Consider the following 15,621-nt stretch of genomic DNA (forward strand, 5'->3'; position numbering starts at 1 on the left):
CGGTGTGACCGGAATACAGGCGAGGACTCGTGAAGTGCGCGAGGGGAATGAGGGGAATGAGGTGCGGCTGGGACCCGGCGCGCGGAGCTACGGCTCGTACATCGGGGGGCGCAGCGTCTCGGGGGACGACTGGGTGTACGTGGTCGACGCGGCCGCGCTGCTCGACGACGCCTTCTCCAACCTGACGCTCAAGCGGCGCCTCGAACGCGGCCAGGCCCCGGGCGGGGAACTGCCGCCCTCGATCGTCGGCCGGGTCGCCAAGGCCGGTCCGGACGAGGTGCGGCTGGCTCTGGAGGCCGCGTCCCGGGCCGCCGTCGAGTGGGCCGCCGTGCCGCTGGACGTCCGGCTCGACCGGGTGTGCACACTGCTGCACCGCCGGATCAGCGAACGCGCCGAGGAGATCGAGGAGATCCTGGTCCAGGAGGGGCACCCGCGGGTGCTCGCCCGCTGGCAGGTCTCCGGGATGCTGGAGTGCTGGGGTCCCGAGTCCGTCGGCTTCTACCACTCGCAGCTGCACCAGGAGTTCCGGCACGGCGTACGGGAGATCTCCGTACGCCGCAGGCCGGACGGTGTGGTCTGTCTGAACCCGCCGCAGAACGCCCCGATGGCCAGCGCCCTGCTCGGGGTGCACGCCATCTTCGCGGGCAACGCCCTGGTCGTACGCGCCCCGAGGAGCGGACCGCTCGGGGTGATGTACGCGCTGCAGGAGCTGGTGGCCCCCGTGCTGGACGAGGTGGGCGCTCCGCCCGGCACGCTCGGGGTGGTCTGCGGCGACCCCGCTCCCCTGCTGAACTCCTGGCTGGACAGCCCGCTGGTCGACGACATCATGTATTTCGGCAGCAGCGAGGCGGGCATGCGCTTCCAGGACCGGTGCGTGGCCGCGGGCAAGAAGCCGATCCTGGAGCTGGCCGGCAACGACGTGGTGACGGTCTGGAAGGACGCCGACGTCGAGTTGGCCGCCGAGGCGCTGACCGAGGGGTTCTTCGGCTCGGGCCAGCTGTGCATGATCCCCAACCAGGTCGTGGTCCATCCGGAGATCGCCGAGCCGCTGCTGGCCGAACTGGTCCGCCAGGCCCGGCTGGTCAAGCCCGGTCGCGCGGGCGACGAGGACGTGCTGCTCACACCGGTGCTGCGCAACGAGAAGTTCTTCGACTGCCTGGACGACGCCCTGCTGCAGGGCGCCGAGCTGGTCTGCGGCGGGCACGCGATGCTCGTCGACGGTACGCGCGACCCGGCGGGCATCTTCCTGGAGCCGACCGTCGTCCTCGTCCGCGGACTGACGGACGCCCGGCGCATGACGGCCGTCAGCCAGGAGACGTTCTTCCCGCTGCTGCCCGTGATCGTGGCCGAACCGGACGACGACGAGCGGCTGCTGGAGAGGTTCATCGACTTCGTGAACAGCACCGGCTACGGGCTGCGCAACTCCCTGTGGGCCGCCGACCGCGAGGTGGTCGACCGCTTCGTCGACCGCGTCACCGAAGGCGGTCTGCTCAAGGTCAACGACTCGCACATCGGGTTCCTGCCCTATCTGCCCTCGCACGGCGGTACGGGTCTGACCGGCGGGGTGTTCGGCGAGGCCAACTACCCGGCCCTGCGCACCACGCACGTCCAGGGCGTCAGCGTCTCCCCGGGCGGGATCCGCCCCCGGGACGCGGTCTTCGGCACCGGAAACCGTCCGGCGGCCTGATCGCGCGGAGGCACCAACACGCCAGGTGCACCAGCACCTTGACGGACTCTCACGAACACCCAGACATCCGACAGTTCGAGGAACCCATGCGTTCGATGGACCACGCCCGGGAGACCTGTGAGGCCTTTCTCCCCGGCCTGCTCGACAAGCTCGACGACATACCGCTGTCCGAACTGGAGGCGCCGGGCAGCCCCGCGCTCGACCACTTCCGGGCCTGCGGAGGCCCCGGACTGGTGATCCCCACCAGGTATCACGGCGGTGGAGCCGACCCGCTCCAGGCGCTCGCGGTCGTCCGCGCGGTCGGCGCCCACTCGCCGTCCCTGGCGGTCGCCACGACCATGCACCACTTCTCCGTGGCCACCCTGTTCACCCTCGCCGACAGCGTGCAGCGCTCCGGCATGGAGTGGGCCCTGCTGGAAGGCATCGCGGAACAGGGCCTGTTGGTGGCCTCCGGGTTCGCCGAGGGGCGGCCGGGGCAGGGCATCCTCTCCCCGACGGTCCGGGCGAAGGCGGTCGACGGCGGCTATCTGGTCAACGGCAGCAAGAAGCCGTGCAGTCTGTCCGCGTCGATGGACCTGCTGACCGCGAGCGTGGCACTGCCCACGAAGGACGGCGACGACGGTGACGGTACGGAACTCGCGGTGATGCTCCTGCCCCGGGCCACCGAGGGCATCGGTGTGCACCCCTTCTGGAAGAGCTGGGCGCTGGCCGGGGCGGAGAGCGACGAGGTGCGGCTGACCGACGTCTTCGTGGACGAGCAGCTGCTCATGCGGACGGCCGCCGCCGAACCGGGCCGGCTCGACGAACTGCAGACGACCGGCTTCCTCTGGTTCGAACTGCTCATCTCCGCAAGCTACTCGGGCGCGGCCGGCGCACTGGTCGAGCGTGCCCTCGTACGGGAGCGCAGTGCGTCGGACCGTGCCGACCTGGTGATGCGGCTGGAGACGGCCAACCTGCTTCTCGAGGGTGTCGCCCGGATGCTGCGGGACGGTGAGAGTGACGACGCGGCGCTCGGCAAGGCGCTCGTGGCACGGTTCGCGGCGCAGGACGCGCTGGGCGAGGCGGTGCGGCGGGCGGTCGAGATGCTCGGCGGAACGGCCTTCATCGCCTCGTCCGAGGTCGCTTATCTCGCCGCCGTCTCGCACGGGCTCGGCTTCCACCCGCCGTCCCGGGCGAGCTTCGCCGCCCCCTATCTGGAGCACGTGGCGGGCAGTCCGCTGCGGCTCGCGTGAGGCGGGGGCATCATGACCGTCGCACCCGCGACGACCGCGCGCGAGGAGCTGGGCCGGCTGTACCGCAGCCGGCTGAGCAAGGGCCGGGCGACCCTCGGCGAGCTGTTCGGCGGCCATGTGGAGGTCGCCTCGGAGGGCGCCTGGGTGACCACGGCCGACGGCGGCAGGTTCCTCAACTGCGGTGGCTACGGCGTCTTCCTGACCGGCGCCCGGCACCCCACCGTCCTGCGGTACGTGACCGAACAGCTGCACTCCCACCCGGTGGCGACCCGGCTCTTCCTGGAGCCGCAGGCCGCCCTCGCCGCGGACGCGCTCGTGGCCGTCGCCCCGCCGGGCCTGGAGCGCGTGCACTTCGCGGGCTCGGGGGCGGAGGCCGTGGAGACCGCAATCAAGGTGGCCCGCACGAAGGGCAGGACCCGGCTGATCGCCATGGAGTCCTGCTACCACGGCAAGACCATGGGAGCGCTGAGCCTGACCGGCAAGGACGTCTTCCAGAACCCGTTCCGGCCGCTGCTGCCCGACATCACGCATGTGCCGTACGGGGACACCGCCCCGCTCAAGAAGGCACTGGCGGCGCCCGGCGAGGCGTGCGTGTTCGTCGAGCCGGTGCAGGGCGAGGCCGGGGTGGTGATCCCGCCGCCCGGCTATCTGCGGGAGGTGCAGCGGCTGTGCCGGGAGCACGGGGCACTGCTCGTCCTCGACGAGATCCAGACCGGTATGGGCCGGCTGGGCGGCTGGTGGGGAGCGGACGCCGAGGACATCCGCCCCGATCTGATGCTGGTCGGCAAGGGGCTCAGCGGCGGGGTCGTACCCGTGTCGGCGGTGCTGTCGACGCCGGAGGCGTTCTCGGTGCTCGACCGCGACCCGTATCTGCACACCTCGACGTTCTCCGGAGCGCCCCTCGCGATGGCCGCCGCACGCGGGGCTCTCGCGGCGATCCAGGAGGACGAACTGGTCGACCGTGCCCGGGTGCTGGGCGGCGAGATCCTGAACGTGCTGGGGCGGATCGTCCGGGCTCACTACGGGAGCGCCGTGCGCGAGGTGCGCGGCCGGGGGCTGCTGCTGGGCGTGGAGTTCGCCGAGCCGGGGCCCGCGGGCGACCTCCTCATCGAGCTGATCGAGCACGGGGTCGTGGCGAACCACTCGCTCAACTCCCATCTGGTCCTGCGGCTGACGCCGCCCGCCGTACTGACCCGCGGCGACCTGGACTTCCTCTACGAAGCGCTCGACCGGGCCTGCCGCGCGCAGTCGGCCCGCTACGGAAGGTGACGTGACGACATGCGAAGCGCTCAACTGACGGTACGGACCGGGGGTGTCGGCGCCGACGAGGCGTACCGGCGGGTCCGGGACTTCGCCCGCTATCCCGAACTGTCGCCGGTCGTACGGTCGGTGACGGCACGTGAGGCGGCGGACGGCGAGGAGCACAGTGACTGGGCGGTGTACTTCCGCAACGGCATCCTGCGCTGGACGGAGGCCGACCGGTTCGACGAGGAGCACCTGACCATCGCCTTCCGTCAACTGCACGGTGACTTCGAGGAGTTCACCGGTACCTGGCGGGTGCGGGTCGGCGCGGACTGTCTGATCGACTTCGCCGCCGAGTTCGACTTCGGGATCCCCAGTCTGGCGGGCATCCTCGATCCGGTGGCCGAGCGGGTACTCAAGGAGACCATCGCGACCGTCCTGACGGGTCTGTTCCCCGGCGCGACGGTGGTCGGCCCCGAGGAGGCCGGCGAGCCCGAACCCGCGGTGGCCGCCTGATGGACGCGCACAACCTCTTCGAGACGCCGGTCACCTACCGGCTGATCCGGCTGGAGTACGGGCTCGGTCTCGTCGTCGCCACGGCGCTGTTCCTGGCCCACCTGGACGCGGTGCGGTGGCTGCCGGCGTTCGCGCTGTTCGTGTACATCGATCTGATCGGCTACCTGCCGGGGGCGATCGCCCACCGGCGGGCCAGGGGCAGGCGGATCCCGCGGACGTACCACGTCCTCTACAACGTGATGCACAGTCTCGTCACCCAGGGTCTGGTGGCCCTGGCGTGGATCTGGCTGTTCGGCGCGGAGTGGGCGCTGCTGGTGCTGGCGATCCATCTCTTCGGCGACCGGGCGCTGTTCGGGAACTTCCTCAAGCCGTTCGGGCTGCGCTTCGAACCGGAGACGCATCCGGCGTACGAGCGATTCCGCGCCGAGTACGCGGCGGTGTCCCCGGACACCATGGGCACCGCGGACGCCATCGACACCGCGGCCACCGCCGATCAGGAGCGGCGGCTCGCCGACCGGTCCGCCACGAGGGCGACATGACCGGCACGGGCCTCCTGAGCGAGGGCACGGCGGTGTGGCGGTCCGTGGCCGGGGTGGCCGTCCTGACGTGCGGCCCGGCGGGACGGGCCCACGGCGTCACGGTCAGCACCCTGTGCGTCGCCTCGCTGCACCCGCCCATGGTGTCCGTGGCCCTGCGCCGGGGCAGCAGGGGGCTGGCGACCCTGCTGGGCCCGGGCCGTTTCGCGGTCAGCGCCCTGTCCGACGGGCAGGCCCCGCTGGCCCGGCGCTTCGCCCGTTCCGACCGGACGGACGGCTGGGACCTGCCGGACACCACCGGCCTGTGGGACGGCCGCTCCGCCTGCGGCGCCCCGCTGCTGCGCGACGCCGTGGGCTGGCTGGAGTGCCGGGTCGAGCGGACCGTGCCGGTCGGCGACCACGAACTGGTGCTGGCCCGTGTCCTGACCTCCCGGGCCGGCACCGGATCACCCCTGCTGAACACCCTCCCCGCCCGTGCCACCCACGACAGGAGCAGAGCATGACCGACAGCACCGGCACGACCGCCGTTCCGGCCGAGGCCGACTGGGAGAACGCCCCCTCGCTCGTCGAGGGCGCGATGAACCTCGAACTGACCGCCGCCGCCTGCGATCTGGGGTACTGGCTGCGCGCGGTGCCGCAGGGCACCCTGCGCGGCCAGGTCGCCGGACACGCGCCGGACGTCGCTCCTCTCGACATCACCCGTGAGTCCGGCCCGCTGAACGCGGCGCTCACCCAGGAGCTGGCCTTCCGCTCGATCGCGGAGGAGAAGGCCACCCGGGCCATCTCGTACCTGGTAGCGCTGGCGCCGTCCCTGGAGACGATGGAGTTCTACGCCACCCAGCTGATCGACGAGGCCCGGCACTCCATGGTGTTCCGCAACCACCTCACCGCGCTGGGGGTCACGGACCTCACCGCCGACGTCGAGCGGCTCGCGGGGGCGGACCGGGACGCGGTCCTCGCCCCGCTGGAGGAACTGGGTCTGCGTGTCCTGCGGGACGAGGGCGACTTCATCGGCGGTGTGGTCGTACTGACGATCCTCGTCGAGGGGGTGCTGGCGCCGGCCGCCGAGCTGAGCGAACGCAAGTGGCGGATCTTCGACCCGGCGGTCTCGGACATCGAGCGGGGCGCGGGCATCGACGAGATACGCCATCTCACGGTCGGCAGTTCCGTCGCCCGCGAGCATCTGCTCGCCCACCCCGAGGACCGGCCGCGCATTCTGGACCTCATCGTCCGCGGGCGGCGGCTGTGGAGCGAACTGCCCGTCACCGACATGGTGCTGGGCCGAGAGGCCCTGTTCCAGGAGGGGCTGGACAAGCACGCCGACCTGGTCGGCGACTACGAGATCTGGCCGGGGCGGCGACTGGTGGACACGACCGTCGAGGAGCGGGTCGGCACGGCGCTGCGGTGGTCGGAGGAGATGCAGTCCCGGCGGCTCGCGTACATGGGCCTCCCGGAGGCGGTCTGACGCGCGCCTCCCGGAAGCCGCGCTGCACGACCGCCGGCCGGCGGCCTCCCGCTGGCGGCCACCGGCTCAGGGCTGTCGGCGGGCGAGGGCACGCACCACGGCCGCGGCGGCCACCGCGTGCCCTCTGCTGCTGAGCCGGCCCGGCCCCGGCGCCCACAGGGTCCGCGGATCGAGTCCGCGCTGGTGGCGCATCAGGTCGATGTGCTGAGCCGCGTGGTGCAGCGTCACCAGGGCGATGCGCTGGACCAGCCGGAGCTGACGCTCGCGCACGGTGCCCGCTCGGGCGGCAGAGGCGGCGTCCGCCGGTGGTCCGCCCGCCGTGGACCGGTCGAAGGGGCTGATCACGACGGCGTGGCGGTAGGTGGCGCTCCGCAGGGAGTCCAGGATGCGGCTGAGCTCGATCTCCACGGAGTCGAGGTCGAACGTCGCCTGCCGCAGCTCGGGGCCGCCGCACGAGATCAGCGCGAGGTCGCCGCGGAAGACGAGGGCGTCCAGCACCTGCCGGGAGCGCATCTCGAACAGTGACAGGTCCCTGCGGCCGCGCGCGGCACGGCAGGCGAGATCGGGGTGCGCCGCCCGGAGCGCGCCGGACACCCGGTCGCTCCAGCTCACCGGACGGTAGCCGGGTACGACGGCGGCCCGCGCCAAGCGTGACTCGTGCTCCCCCAGGATCACGACCCGCCGCCAGGGCGCCGGCGCGAGGGCGGCGACGGCCTCGCCGGGACGCAGACAACGCGGGTCGTCGTCCTCCGCGGGAGGAGTGCGGGGCGGGGCGTGCGTGTCGCCCGTCATGGGCCCTCCCCGCCATCCCCCATGGCCCTCCCGGTCATCCGTCATGAGCCCTCTCCACGTTCTCCTCCGCGATTGCCTCCGGGCTCCTCCGCGCCCGCTCGACGTGGTCACGCAGTTCCTCGACGATCCGTGACCAGAGGTCTGCGTCGCCCGCGGGCATCCGGTCGAGCACCCCGAGCAGATGGGCGGCGTTGCGGCGGACGAGGTCGACGAGCACGTCCCGGGGCGCCGAGGCGACCAGCGCGTCGACCGCCGTCCCCGACACCTCGGAGAGAACCCCCGAAGCCGCCAACGCCCCCGCCTGCACAGCGAGTTCGGCCAGTACGTGATCGGGGACGGAGTCGGCGGACCCCAGCAGACGCCCGTACGCCCCCTCCAACGCACGGGTGTCCACCGAGTTGGTCCGCCGACTCCGTCTGGGGCGCCGCCGTTCGCCCCGGAGGATCTCCGCCCGCGCCTCGTCCGCCGCTCCGGACAGCGCGAGGGAGATCAGCCGTGCGACCCCGTTCGCGTCGAGGTCGGTCAACTCCGCCACCATGTGCGGTACTTCGGGATGCCCACCGCTGCGCAGGAACTTCTCGCGGGCCCGTGCCGTGTGGTCCCCGCCGCCCACGGCTCCGAGGGCCTGCGCCCGGTGGGCGGTCAGCTCGCGCCCGTCGTGCAGCCGTACGGTCACCCGCGCGCCCAGGCGTTTGGTCGCGAAGCGGAAGTCGGTCTCGGGGGCCAGCCAGGACGGGGGCAGCAGGTCGGCGGCACGTTCGTCGGCCGCGCGCACCCAGGCGTCGGCGTGTTCGCCCGCGCGCCGCAGGGCCTGGCCCAGGGGTGCGGTCGACAGGAGCGCGGCGCGGCTGAGCAGCGGGTCGTGGACGGTGCGTACCTTCGCCGCGAGTTTCCAGCGCTCGGGGCGTTCGACGGCGGGGGGCATCAGGTCCGCGGGGCCGAGGGCGCCGGTGAGGAGGGCGGTGGCCACGTTGTAGGGCAGGGAGAAGTTGAGTGCGGCGACGCTCGCGTTCGGGCCGATGTGCCGTGCCCGGGAGGCCCGGTCGAGTCCGCTGGTGAGGAGGGACCCCGCGACGACGACCTCCGCGATGTCGTCGGGGGCGGCCCCGGCCGCCCGCAGCTCCGCCGCGCAGTCGACCGCGCAGTCGACGGCGGCGCCGATGTAGGCGCTGCCCGGGTGGACCTTGTAGGAGAGCGTCTCGGTGTGCCAGAGCGTGCCGAGACCGGCGACCGCCTCCTCGGGCAGCGGCACGTCCGCGTACCGGCGCAGGAACCCTTCCGGGTGTTCCAGTACGTCCGCGGGTCCGCGCAGTCCGGCCAGGGCGCCGTCGCAGGCGGCGAGGCCGGTCTGGATCGGCGCCGCCGCGGCGAACCCCTTGGCGTCGGTGGACAGGAAGCCGGGGGTGAGGGTCCACGGGGGTACGGAGAAGGCCAGGCCGAGCCCGTTCACCCAGGCGCGGGCCGGTGCGTCGAGGGCTCTCAGCCGGCCGGCGACCGTGCCCGCGAGGTGGGTGTGCGCGGCGGCCTGCCCGCGGAAGGGGCCGAGGGTGGCGGCGGCCGTGACCCGGGCGGCGCTCTCGTCGGCGGCCAGGATCGCGGTGAGCAACTGCCGGCCGTCAAGACGGAGTTGGCGGGCGTACACCACAGGCACGGTGACACAGGAGTGCGAGAGGTGTCCCGCGTACGCCGTGTCGTCGTGGTCCAGGCAGATCGCGGCCATCGCCAGGGAGACGGCAGCGCGCGCGGGATCGGGCTGGAGCGGGCCGCCGTAGGCCCGGGCGATCCGCCAGCCGAGCGGATGCGCGTATCCGGTGCGGGCGGCGGCGAGCTGGCTGAGGAGCTGGCTCCTGAGGTGGGCGACGACCCGGCCGGGGGCGTCGTCGAGTTCCAGGTCGCTCGCCCAGTCGGCGAGTCGCCGGATCAGGGTACGGCCGCCGGAGGTGTCGGCCGGTGCGGAGTTCACCGGGTGCGTCCCGTCGTCGCCCCGGCGGGTTCGGCGACCTCGGACGCGGCCGGGGCGTCAGCGGCGACCCGCCCCGTGCCGCGCCCGAGGAGCAGCAGTGCGCAGAGCCCGCCGACGAGCGTGCCGGCCGCCGCGACCTGCATCACGAGGTGCATGCCGTCGACGAAGACGGGGCCCACCGCGTCGAGGACCGGCTCCCGCAGCGCGGGCGGCAGGGCGTCGGTGCGGGACAGGTCACCGTCGCCGAGCAGCGCGTACGCACGGTCGCGGGCGTCCTGCGGCATGGGCACCCCGGCGAGCGCGCCGGGCAGCGCGTCCCGCAGGTGGCGCAGCAGCAGCGCCCCCGCGAGCGCCACTCCGAAGACCGCGCCGACCTGGCGGAACGTGTTGGAGATGCCGGACGCGGTGCCGGCCTGCTCGGGCGGTACGGCCCCGAGCAGGGCGACGGTCGCGGGCGCGCCGGTGAAGGAGACGCCGATGCCGAGGAGGGCCAGCGCCCACCAGTAGGCGCCGAAGCCGCTGTCGGCGTCGAGCACGGTGAGGCCGTACAGCCCGGCCGCCGAGAGGAGCGAGCCGCCCACGATGGGGGCCCGTGGTCCGGTCCTGGCGGCGACGACGCTCGCCGCGAACGAGGCGATCATGATGGGCACGGTCAGCGCCAGGAACCGTACGCCCGTCTCGATGCTGCTGAGTCCCTGGACGCTCTGGAGATGGAGGGTGAGCAGGAAGATCGCCGCGAACAGGCCGAAGAGGCTGAGGAAGTTGACGACTCCGGCGACCGCCACGACCGGTTTGTGGAACAGCTTCAGCGGCAGCATGGGCTCGGTCTGCCGCAGTTCCCACACCATGAAGGCCGCGAGTGCCGCTCCCGAGGCGGCGAACGCGCCGACGATGGGAGCTGAGGCCCAGCCCTCGCTGTTGCCCTCGATGAGCGCGTACGCCAGTGAGGCGATCGCGACGACGAACAGCAGCTGGCCCACGATGTCCAGACGCCGGGCGCGCGGTCCGCGGTTCTCGGTCAGCAGCCGGGCCAGTACGGCGGTGGCGAGGACCCCGATGGGTACGTTGACCCAGAAGATGGACTGCCAGCCGACGGTGTCGACGAGCACTCCGCCGACCAACGGCCCGGCGGACAGGGCGAGTCCGCCGATGCCGGCCCAGATGCCGATGGCCTTGGCGCGGGCGGCCGGTTCGGTGTAGGTCGCCGAGACCAGCGCGAGCGACACCGGGATCATGATGGACCCGCACACGCCCTGCAGCGCCCGGCCGAGCAGCAGGGTTTCCGTCGAGCCGGCCAGCGCGCACAGGACCGAGCTGAGGGTGAAGCCGACCAGTCCGCCGAGGAACAGCCGTTTGCGGCCGACGATGTCGCCGACGGTCCCGGAGGTGAGCAGCAGACAGGCGAAGGCGAGGGCGTACGCGTCGACCACCCACTGGAGTCCGGCCAGGTCGGCGTCGAGGTCGCGCTGGATCTCCGGCAGCGCCACGTTCACGATCGTGGCGTCGAGGTAGACCATGAACACGCCGAAACAGACGAAGGACAGGAGCAGGCCCTTCGGGTGGCGCGTGGTCGGCCGGTGCGTGGCCCGCTGCTGCGCGGTCCGTGCACCGGTGGCGCGTGGTGCGTCGCTCATTGCGGGTCCTCACCGTGAGGGGCCGGAGCGTGGCTTGCGTGAGAAGGTAAATGACCGACGGTCAGTCAGTCAACGAGGAATGACCGTCGGTCAGTCGACTCCCTTACAGAAAAGGCGAACTGATGGCACCGCCGGGCACACGACGCAAACGGGTCACCAAGAGTCCCGAGGACCGCAGGGCCGCGCTGGTGCGGGGTGCGGCGAAGGTCTTCCGGGAGAAGGGCTTCGAGGCGGCGACGGTCGCGGAGCTGGCGGAGGCGGGCGAGGTCGCCAAGGGCACCTTCTATCTGTACTTCGACTCCAAGGACCAGCTGCTGGGCGCGATATGGGAGGAGTACGTCGACGGATTCCTGCAGGCCACCCGGGAGCGCTTGGAGGAGAGCGAGGACTGGTGGCCGACCCTGGACCGGCTGCTGCGCGCCCTCGTGGAGCACGCCGTGGCGAACGCGGAGCTGCACCGGATCGTCTACGGCTCGGCGAACGCCAAGGCCCTGGATCTGTGCCGGAGTTCGAACCGGCGGGTGGTGGACCTGGTCGGCGACTTCGTCGAACGCGGCGCGCGGGCGGGGGCGTTCGAGGCCTGCGACATCCGGCTGGTGTGCCGGATGCTGTTCTACGCGGCGGACGGCCTGCTCGACGACATGATCAGCCGCGGTGAGGACATCGACCCGGAAGCGGTCGTGACAGCGGTACGGGAACTGACGCATCGCGGTCTCGGCGGGCCGCCCGTGCCTTCCGAACCGGCGCCCGCCGCCCCCTGACCGCGGACGGGTGGCCGATCTCAGCCCCGTCTCAGCGGCGTCTCAGCGGTCTGCGGCAGCATCGGACTCGTTACAGGTTCCCCACGATGCACTAGCTTCCACCGGGAGAGGTGCCCGCAGCGGCCCAACGGGGTACCGGCGTCAGCCGGTTCGGGTGCAAGCCCACGCAGGTTCGAATCCTGCCCTCTCCGCCAGGACGGTGTCCCTGCTGTCCCCGATCTCCCTGATGTCCCTGCCGGCTGCCGTCCCCGCAGTCGCCACGCCGCCGATCGCATCGGAGAGTCCGCCGATGAGCGCTCCCAAGTCCGTTCTGATCGTGGCCAACCCGGCTGCCGGGTCGTACTCGGCCGACACCACCGCCGAGGCACTGCGGCTGGTCTGGGAGGCCGGTCCCGCCGTCGATCTGATCCTGACGCGGCACCCCGGCCACGCCCGCGCACTCGCCAGGGCGGCCACCGGTCCGGGCGGCCCCGACGTACTGGTGTCCATCGGCGGCGACGGCACCGCGCACGAGCTGACGACCGGCCTGGCCGACTCCCCCGAGCACCCGGCCCTGCTGGTCCTGCCCGGCGGCAGCGGCAACTCCCTCTACCGGGAACTGTGGTCGGACCGCCCCTGGCAGTCGGTCCTGGAGACCGCCCTGGCCGCGCCCCACGTCCGGCAGGTGGACCTGATCCGGGTGGCGGAGACCCGCGGTATCGCGCTGCTGGGCGCCTCGACCGGACTCGCGGCCCGGACGCTCGACCCGGACCGCGCCCGCGGGAGCGCGGCACGCGGCCGTGAACGCTACGAGAAGGCACTGCTCGACGCCCTGCGCACCGGGTTCCCGCCCTATCCCGGCCGGGTGACCGTGGACGGTGCCGAGGTCCACTCCGGCGACACGGTCTGCGCCAACGTGGGCGGCGGTCGCTACCGGGCCGGCCGTTTCATGGCCTGCCCGCACTCCGTCCTGGACGACGGCCTCCTCGACGTCTGTGTCGCGGGGACCGCCCTACCCACCCCCGAGCTGCTGCAACTCGCACGTGAGGGACGGCATGTGGGCCGCGAGGGCGTGGTCTACGCCCGTGGCCGCCGGGTCGTCCTGGAACGTACCGACGGCCGCCCGCTGCTCTTCGAGTACGACGGCGACCTGGTCCGCTCGGGCGACGCCACGCGGTACACGCTGGACGTCGCACCCCGGGCCCTGCGGGTCCTGGCGCCCGCAGAGGCGGCGTGAGAACGGGACCGTCCGCTCTCCCGGGGCCACTGCCGCGGGCGGTCACCGCCACCCACCCCGAGATGCCGCTCTCCTCCTGCGGGCCGGTGGCGGAGACCGAGTAGTAGTACGCGGAACGCCTCGAAAAGCAACCATGCAGATCACGTGATACTTCTCACCCGCATTTTGCACTAATTCTTGCCCGTCTCCGACCGCTCATGCGGGTGTACCTTTATGAGCGGAAAGTGGAATGACGAGAATGCGGGGTTTACGAGGGCCCAGAGGTCCTGGTTCACGTGGGTTGACATTGCTTGAGTGTGCGCGGGGACTGAGGCCCGGGAAGAGATGCTGAGCGCGATGGAGACAGACCACCAGGAGCAGCAGGCCCTTGCGGCGGCTCCGGACGACGAGTCCGACGCCCCCGAACCCGTACTCACGTCCGACGGTGCCTCCGTCGACCAGGTGCGCGACTATCTGAAGGTGATCAGCCGCGTCCGGCTGCTCACCGCCGCGCAGGAGGTGGACCTCGCCAGACGGATCGAGGCGGGCCTGTTCGCCCAGCGCAAGCTCGACGAGGAGCGCGGTCTCGACCCCTTGTTCCGGCGGGAGCTGACCGCTGTCGCCGAGGACGGGCTGCGGGCGAAGTCGCACCTCACCGAGGCGAACCTCCGGCTGGTCGTGTCCATAGCCAAGCGCTACACGCGCCGCGGGCTCACCTTCCTGGACCTGATCCAGGAGGGCAACACGGGCCTGATCCGGGCCGTCGAGAAGTTCGACTACGTCAAGGGATTCAAGTTCTCGACCTACGCGACCTGGTGGATCCGGCAGGCGATTTCCCGGGCGCTGGCCGATCAGAGCCGCACCATCCGCATTCCGGTCCACGCGGTGGAAGCGATCAACAAAGTGGCCAGACTTCGTCGCGAATTGCTGCAGGAACTGGGTGTCGAGCCCACGGTGGAGCAGCTCGCGGAGAAATTGGATCTACCCGTTTCGAAGATCGTGGAACTCGACACCTACATCAAGGAACCCGTTTCGCTGCATATGCCACTGGGCGAGGAGGGCGGCACGGAACTCGGCGATGTGATCGAGGACAGCGAAAGCGTCTCCCCCTTCGACGCGGTGTCGTTCCGTCTCCTCAGGGACACCATCCAGACCGTCCTCGCCGCGATGAGTCCGCGCGAGGCAGGCATCATCACCCTCCGTTACGGGTTGCTGGACGGCCAGGCGAAGACCCTGGAGGAGATAGGCCAGGTCTACGGGGTCACGCGGGAGCGCATCCGGCAGATCGAGTCCAAGACGATGTCGAAGCTCCGCCATCCCTCCCGCTCGCAGGCGCTGCAGGACTACGTGGGCCTGGGCTGAGCCCCGCCCGGCCCCTCGACGGGCCGCCCGGCCGCCCGCCCGCGGAGGAGCGGGAAGCCCCGCCGCGAGCGAGCCGTGCGCCTGTCACCTCGGCCCCGTCACCCCTGTCACCTCCGTCGCCACTCCTCCGCCAGCAGCTCGTACGAGCGCACGCGGTCGGCGTGGTCGTGGGTGATGGTGGTGATCAGCAGCTCGTCGGCGCCGGTGGCCTCCCCCAGTTGTTCCAGTTGGCTCGCGACCCGGCTCGGTGAGCCGACGAACTGGGTGTCGACACGGTCCTGCACCAGCGCCCGGTCCTCTTCGGTCCAGACATGGGCGCGGGCCTCGTCGGGGGTGGGGAAGGGGATCGCGCCCTCGGCCGTGCGGATGCTGCGGACCCAGGGACCGTAACCGGCGGCCAGTTCACGGGCGCTCTCGTCGTCCTCGGCGACCACCACGTCGGCCGAGACGCTCACATACGGCTTGTCGAGCACGTCGGAGGGCTGGAACGCGGCCCGGTAGGCCTCCACCGCCTCCAGTACGGTCCCGGGGCTGACGTGGTAGTTCGCCGCGAACCGCAGTCCGCCCCGGCCCGCCACCTCGGCGCTCTCGCCCCCGCTGCTGCCCAGGATCCACACCTGGACGTCGGCGCCCTCGCCCGGGACGACATGGGCCTCGATGCCGTCCGCCGACCGGTAGGTACCGGCCAGCAGCGCGAGGATGTCGTCGATCTGCTCACCGTACTCCTGGGATTCGGCGTTCGACTGCTTGAGCAGTTTCAGCTGGAGGGCCACACGGGGTGAGCCGAGCAGGTGCGCGAAGGAGAACTTCGGTGGGATCAACAGTCCGTTGGGGGCCCGTCCTTCCACGACCGGGGTCGCGCCCGGCACCGGCTCTACGGGTCCGCCGGGCGGCCGGCCGCCGGACCGGCCGAGGCCCAGGTCCAGGCGCCCGGGATGCAGCGCGTCGATCAGCCCGAACTCCTCCACCGTGGACAGGGCGGTGCGGTGGCCCAGTTGTACGGCTCCGGAGCCGAGCCTGATCGACGAGGTCGCGGACGCGGTGAGCGCGAGCACGACCGCCGGGGAGGTGCCGGCCACCCCGGGGTTGAGGTGGTGTTCGGCGAACCAGTAGCGGGAGTAGCCGAGTTGTTCGGCCCGCCGGGCCAGGTCGATGGAGTTGCGCAGCGCCTCGGCCGCGGTGGAGCCGGACGACACCGGGACCAGGTCGAGGACGCCGAGAGGGATGTCTGACATG

13 protein-coding genes and 1 pseudogene are annotated in these 15,621 nt (G+C 72.0%); 10 read left to right on the top strand and 4 right to left on the bottom strand.

Annotated features, from left to right (window positions below; all coding sequences use genetic code 11):
* Nucleotides 1-61: 61 nt before the first annotated feature.
* From ACZ60E_RS05380 to ACZ60E_RS05410, 7 genes are all read left to right on the top strand, one after another.
* Nucleotides 62-1,687, top strand: a complete 1,626-nt coding sequence (locus ACZ60E_RS05380; RefSeq protein ID WP_469438393.1) for an aldehyde dehydrogenase family protein — start codon at nucleotides 62-64, stop codon at nucleotides 1,685-1,687.
* 86 nt (nucleotides 1,688-1,773) lie between these two features.
* Complete coding sequence (locus ACZ60E_RS05385) at nucleotides 1,774-2,919, top strand: acyl-CoA dehydrogenase (protein WP_469438396.1); 1,146 nt, start codon at nucleotides 1,774-1,776, stop codon at nucleotides 2,917-2,919.
* A gap of 12 nt (nucleotides 2,920-2,931) precedes the next feature.
* Entirely contained in the window at nucleotides 2,932-4,188 is a 1,257-nt protein-coding gene (locus ACZ60E_RS05390; RefSeq protein WP_469438398.1) for an aspartate aminotransferase family protein, read from the top strand.
* Nucleotides 4,189-4,197: 9 nt separating this feature from the next.
* Complete coding sequence (locus ACZ60E_RS05395; protein WP_469438400.1) at nucleotides 4,198-4,677, top strand: type II toxin-antitoxin system RatA family toxin; 480 nt, start codon at nucleotides 4,198-4,200, stop codon at nucleotides 4,675-4,677.
* Nucleotides 4,677-5,216, top strand: a complete 540-nt coding sequence (locus tag ACZ60E_RS05400; protein WP_469438402.1) for a hypothetical protein — start codon at nucleotides 4,677-4,679, stop codon at nucleotides 5,214-5,216. Before ACZ60E_RS05395 ends, ACZ60E_RS05400 begins: the two co-directional genes overlap by 1 nt.
* A complete protein-coding gene (locus ACZ60E_RS05405) occupies nucleotides 5,213-5,716 on the top strand; it encodes a flavin reductase family protein (RefSeq protein ID WP_469438405.1) in 504 nt (167 codons plus the stop codon). The genes ACZ60E_RS05400 and ACZ60E_RS05405 overlap by 4 nt, the downstream gene beginning before the upstream one ends.
* Nucleotides 5,713-6,678 (top strand): ferritin family protein, encoded by a 966-nt coding sequence (locus ACZ60E_RS05410; protein ID WP_469438407.1) that lies wholly within the window; start codon nucleotides 5,713-5,715, stop codon nucleotides 6,676-6,678. Before ACZ60E_RS05405 ends, ACZ60E_RS05410 begins: the two co-directional genes overlap by 4 nt.
* 66 nt (nucleotides 6,679-6,744) lie before the next feature.
* Here the strand turns inward: ACZ60E_RS05410 and ACZ60E_RS05415 are convergent, their stop codons facing one another.
* The 3 genes from ACZ60E_RS05415 to ACZ60E_RS05425 are packed head-to-tail and all read right to left on the bottom strand — an operon-like array spanning nucleotide 6,745 to nucleotide 11,067.
* The gene (locus ACZ60E_RS05415; protein ID WP_469438409.1) at nucleotides 6,745-7,470 is read right to left on the bottom strand and encodes an SGNH/GDSL hydrolase family protein; all 726 of its coding nucleotides are present in this window, start codon (nucleotides 7,468-7,470) and stop codon (nucleotides 6,745-6,747) included.
* A gap of 34 nt (nucleotides 7,471-7,504) precedes the next feature.
* Nucleotides 7,505-9,433 (bottom strand): MmgE/PrpD family protein, encoded by a 1,929-nt coding sequence (locus ACZ60E_RS05420; protein WP_469438412.1) that lies wholly within the window; start codon nucleotides 9,431-9,433, stop codon nucleotides 7,505-7,507.
* Nucleotides 9,430-11,067: an MFS transporter gene (locus ACZ60E_RS05425; protein WP_469438414.1), complete on the bottom strand. Its 1,638-nt coding sequence runs from the start codon at nucleotides 11,065-11,067 to the stop codon at nucleotides 9,430-9,432. The genes ACZ60E_RS05420 and ACZ60E_RS05425 overlap by 4 nt, the downstream gene beginning before the upstream one ends.
* Nucleotides 11,068-11,189: 122 nt before the next feature.
* Between ACZ60E_RS05425 and ACZ60E_RS05430 the strand changes: the two genes are divergently transcribed.
* The 3 genes and pseudogenes from ACZ60E_RS05430 to ACZ60E_RS05440 form a co-directional block, all read left to right on the top strand.
* Nucleotides 11,190-11,828 carry a TetR/AcrR family transcriptional regulator gene (locus ACZ60E_RS05430; protein WP_384807339.1) on the top strand — a complete coding sequence of 213 codons (639 nt, stop codon included), beginning with the start codon at nucleotides 11,190-11,192 and terminating at the stop codon, nucleotides 11,826-11,828.
* A gap of 289 nt (nucleotides 11,829-12,117) precedes the next feature.
* The gene (locus ACZ60E_RS05435; RefSeq protein WP_469438418.1) at nucleotides 12,118-13,044 is read left to right on the top strand and encodes a diacylglycerol/lipid kinase family protein; all 927 of its coding nucleotides are present in this window, start codon (nucleotides 12,118-12,120) and stop codon (nucleotides 13,042-13,044) included.
* Nucleotides 13,045-13,347: 303 nt separating this feature from the next.
* Nucleotides 13,348-14,385: pseudogene (locus ACZ60E_RS05440) on the top strand (RNA polymerase sigma factor); the annotation flags it as partial.
* 107 nt (nucleotides 14,386-14,492) lie between these two features.
* On the opposite strand, the gene ACZ60E_RS05445 reads toward ACZ60E_RS05440, so the two are convergent.
* Complete coding sequence (locus ACZ60E_RS05445) at nucleotides 14,493-15,620, bottom strand: LLM class flavin-dependent oxidoreductase (protein ID WP_469438420.1); 1,128 nt, start codon at nucleotides 15,618-15,620, stop codon at nucleotides 14,493-14,495.
* Nucleotide 15,621: the final 1 nt, after the last annotated feature.

It is taken from the genome of Streptomyces sp. NPDC102514 (assembly GCF_055584525.1).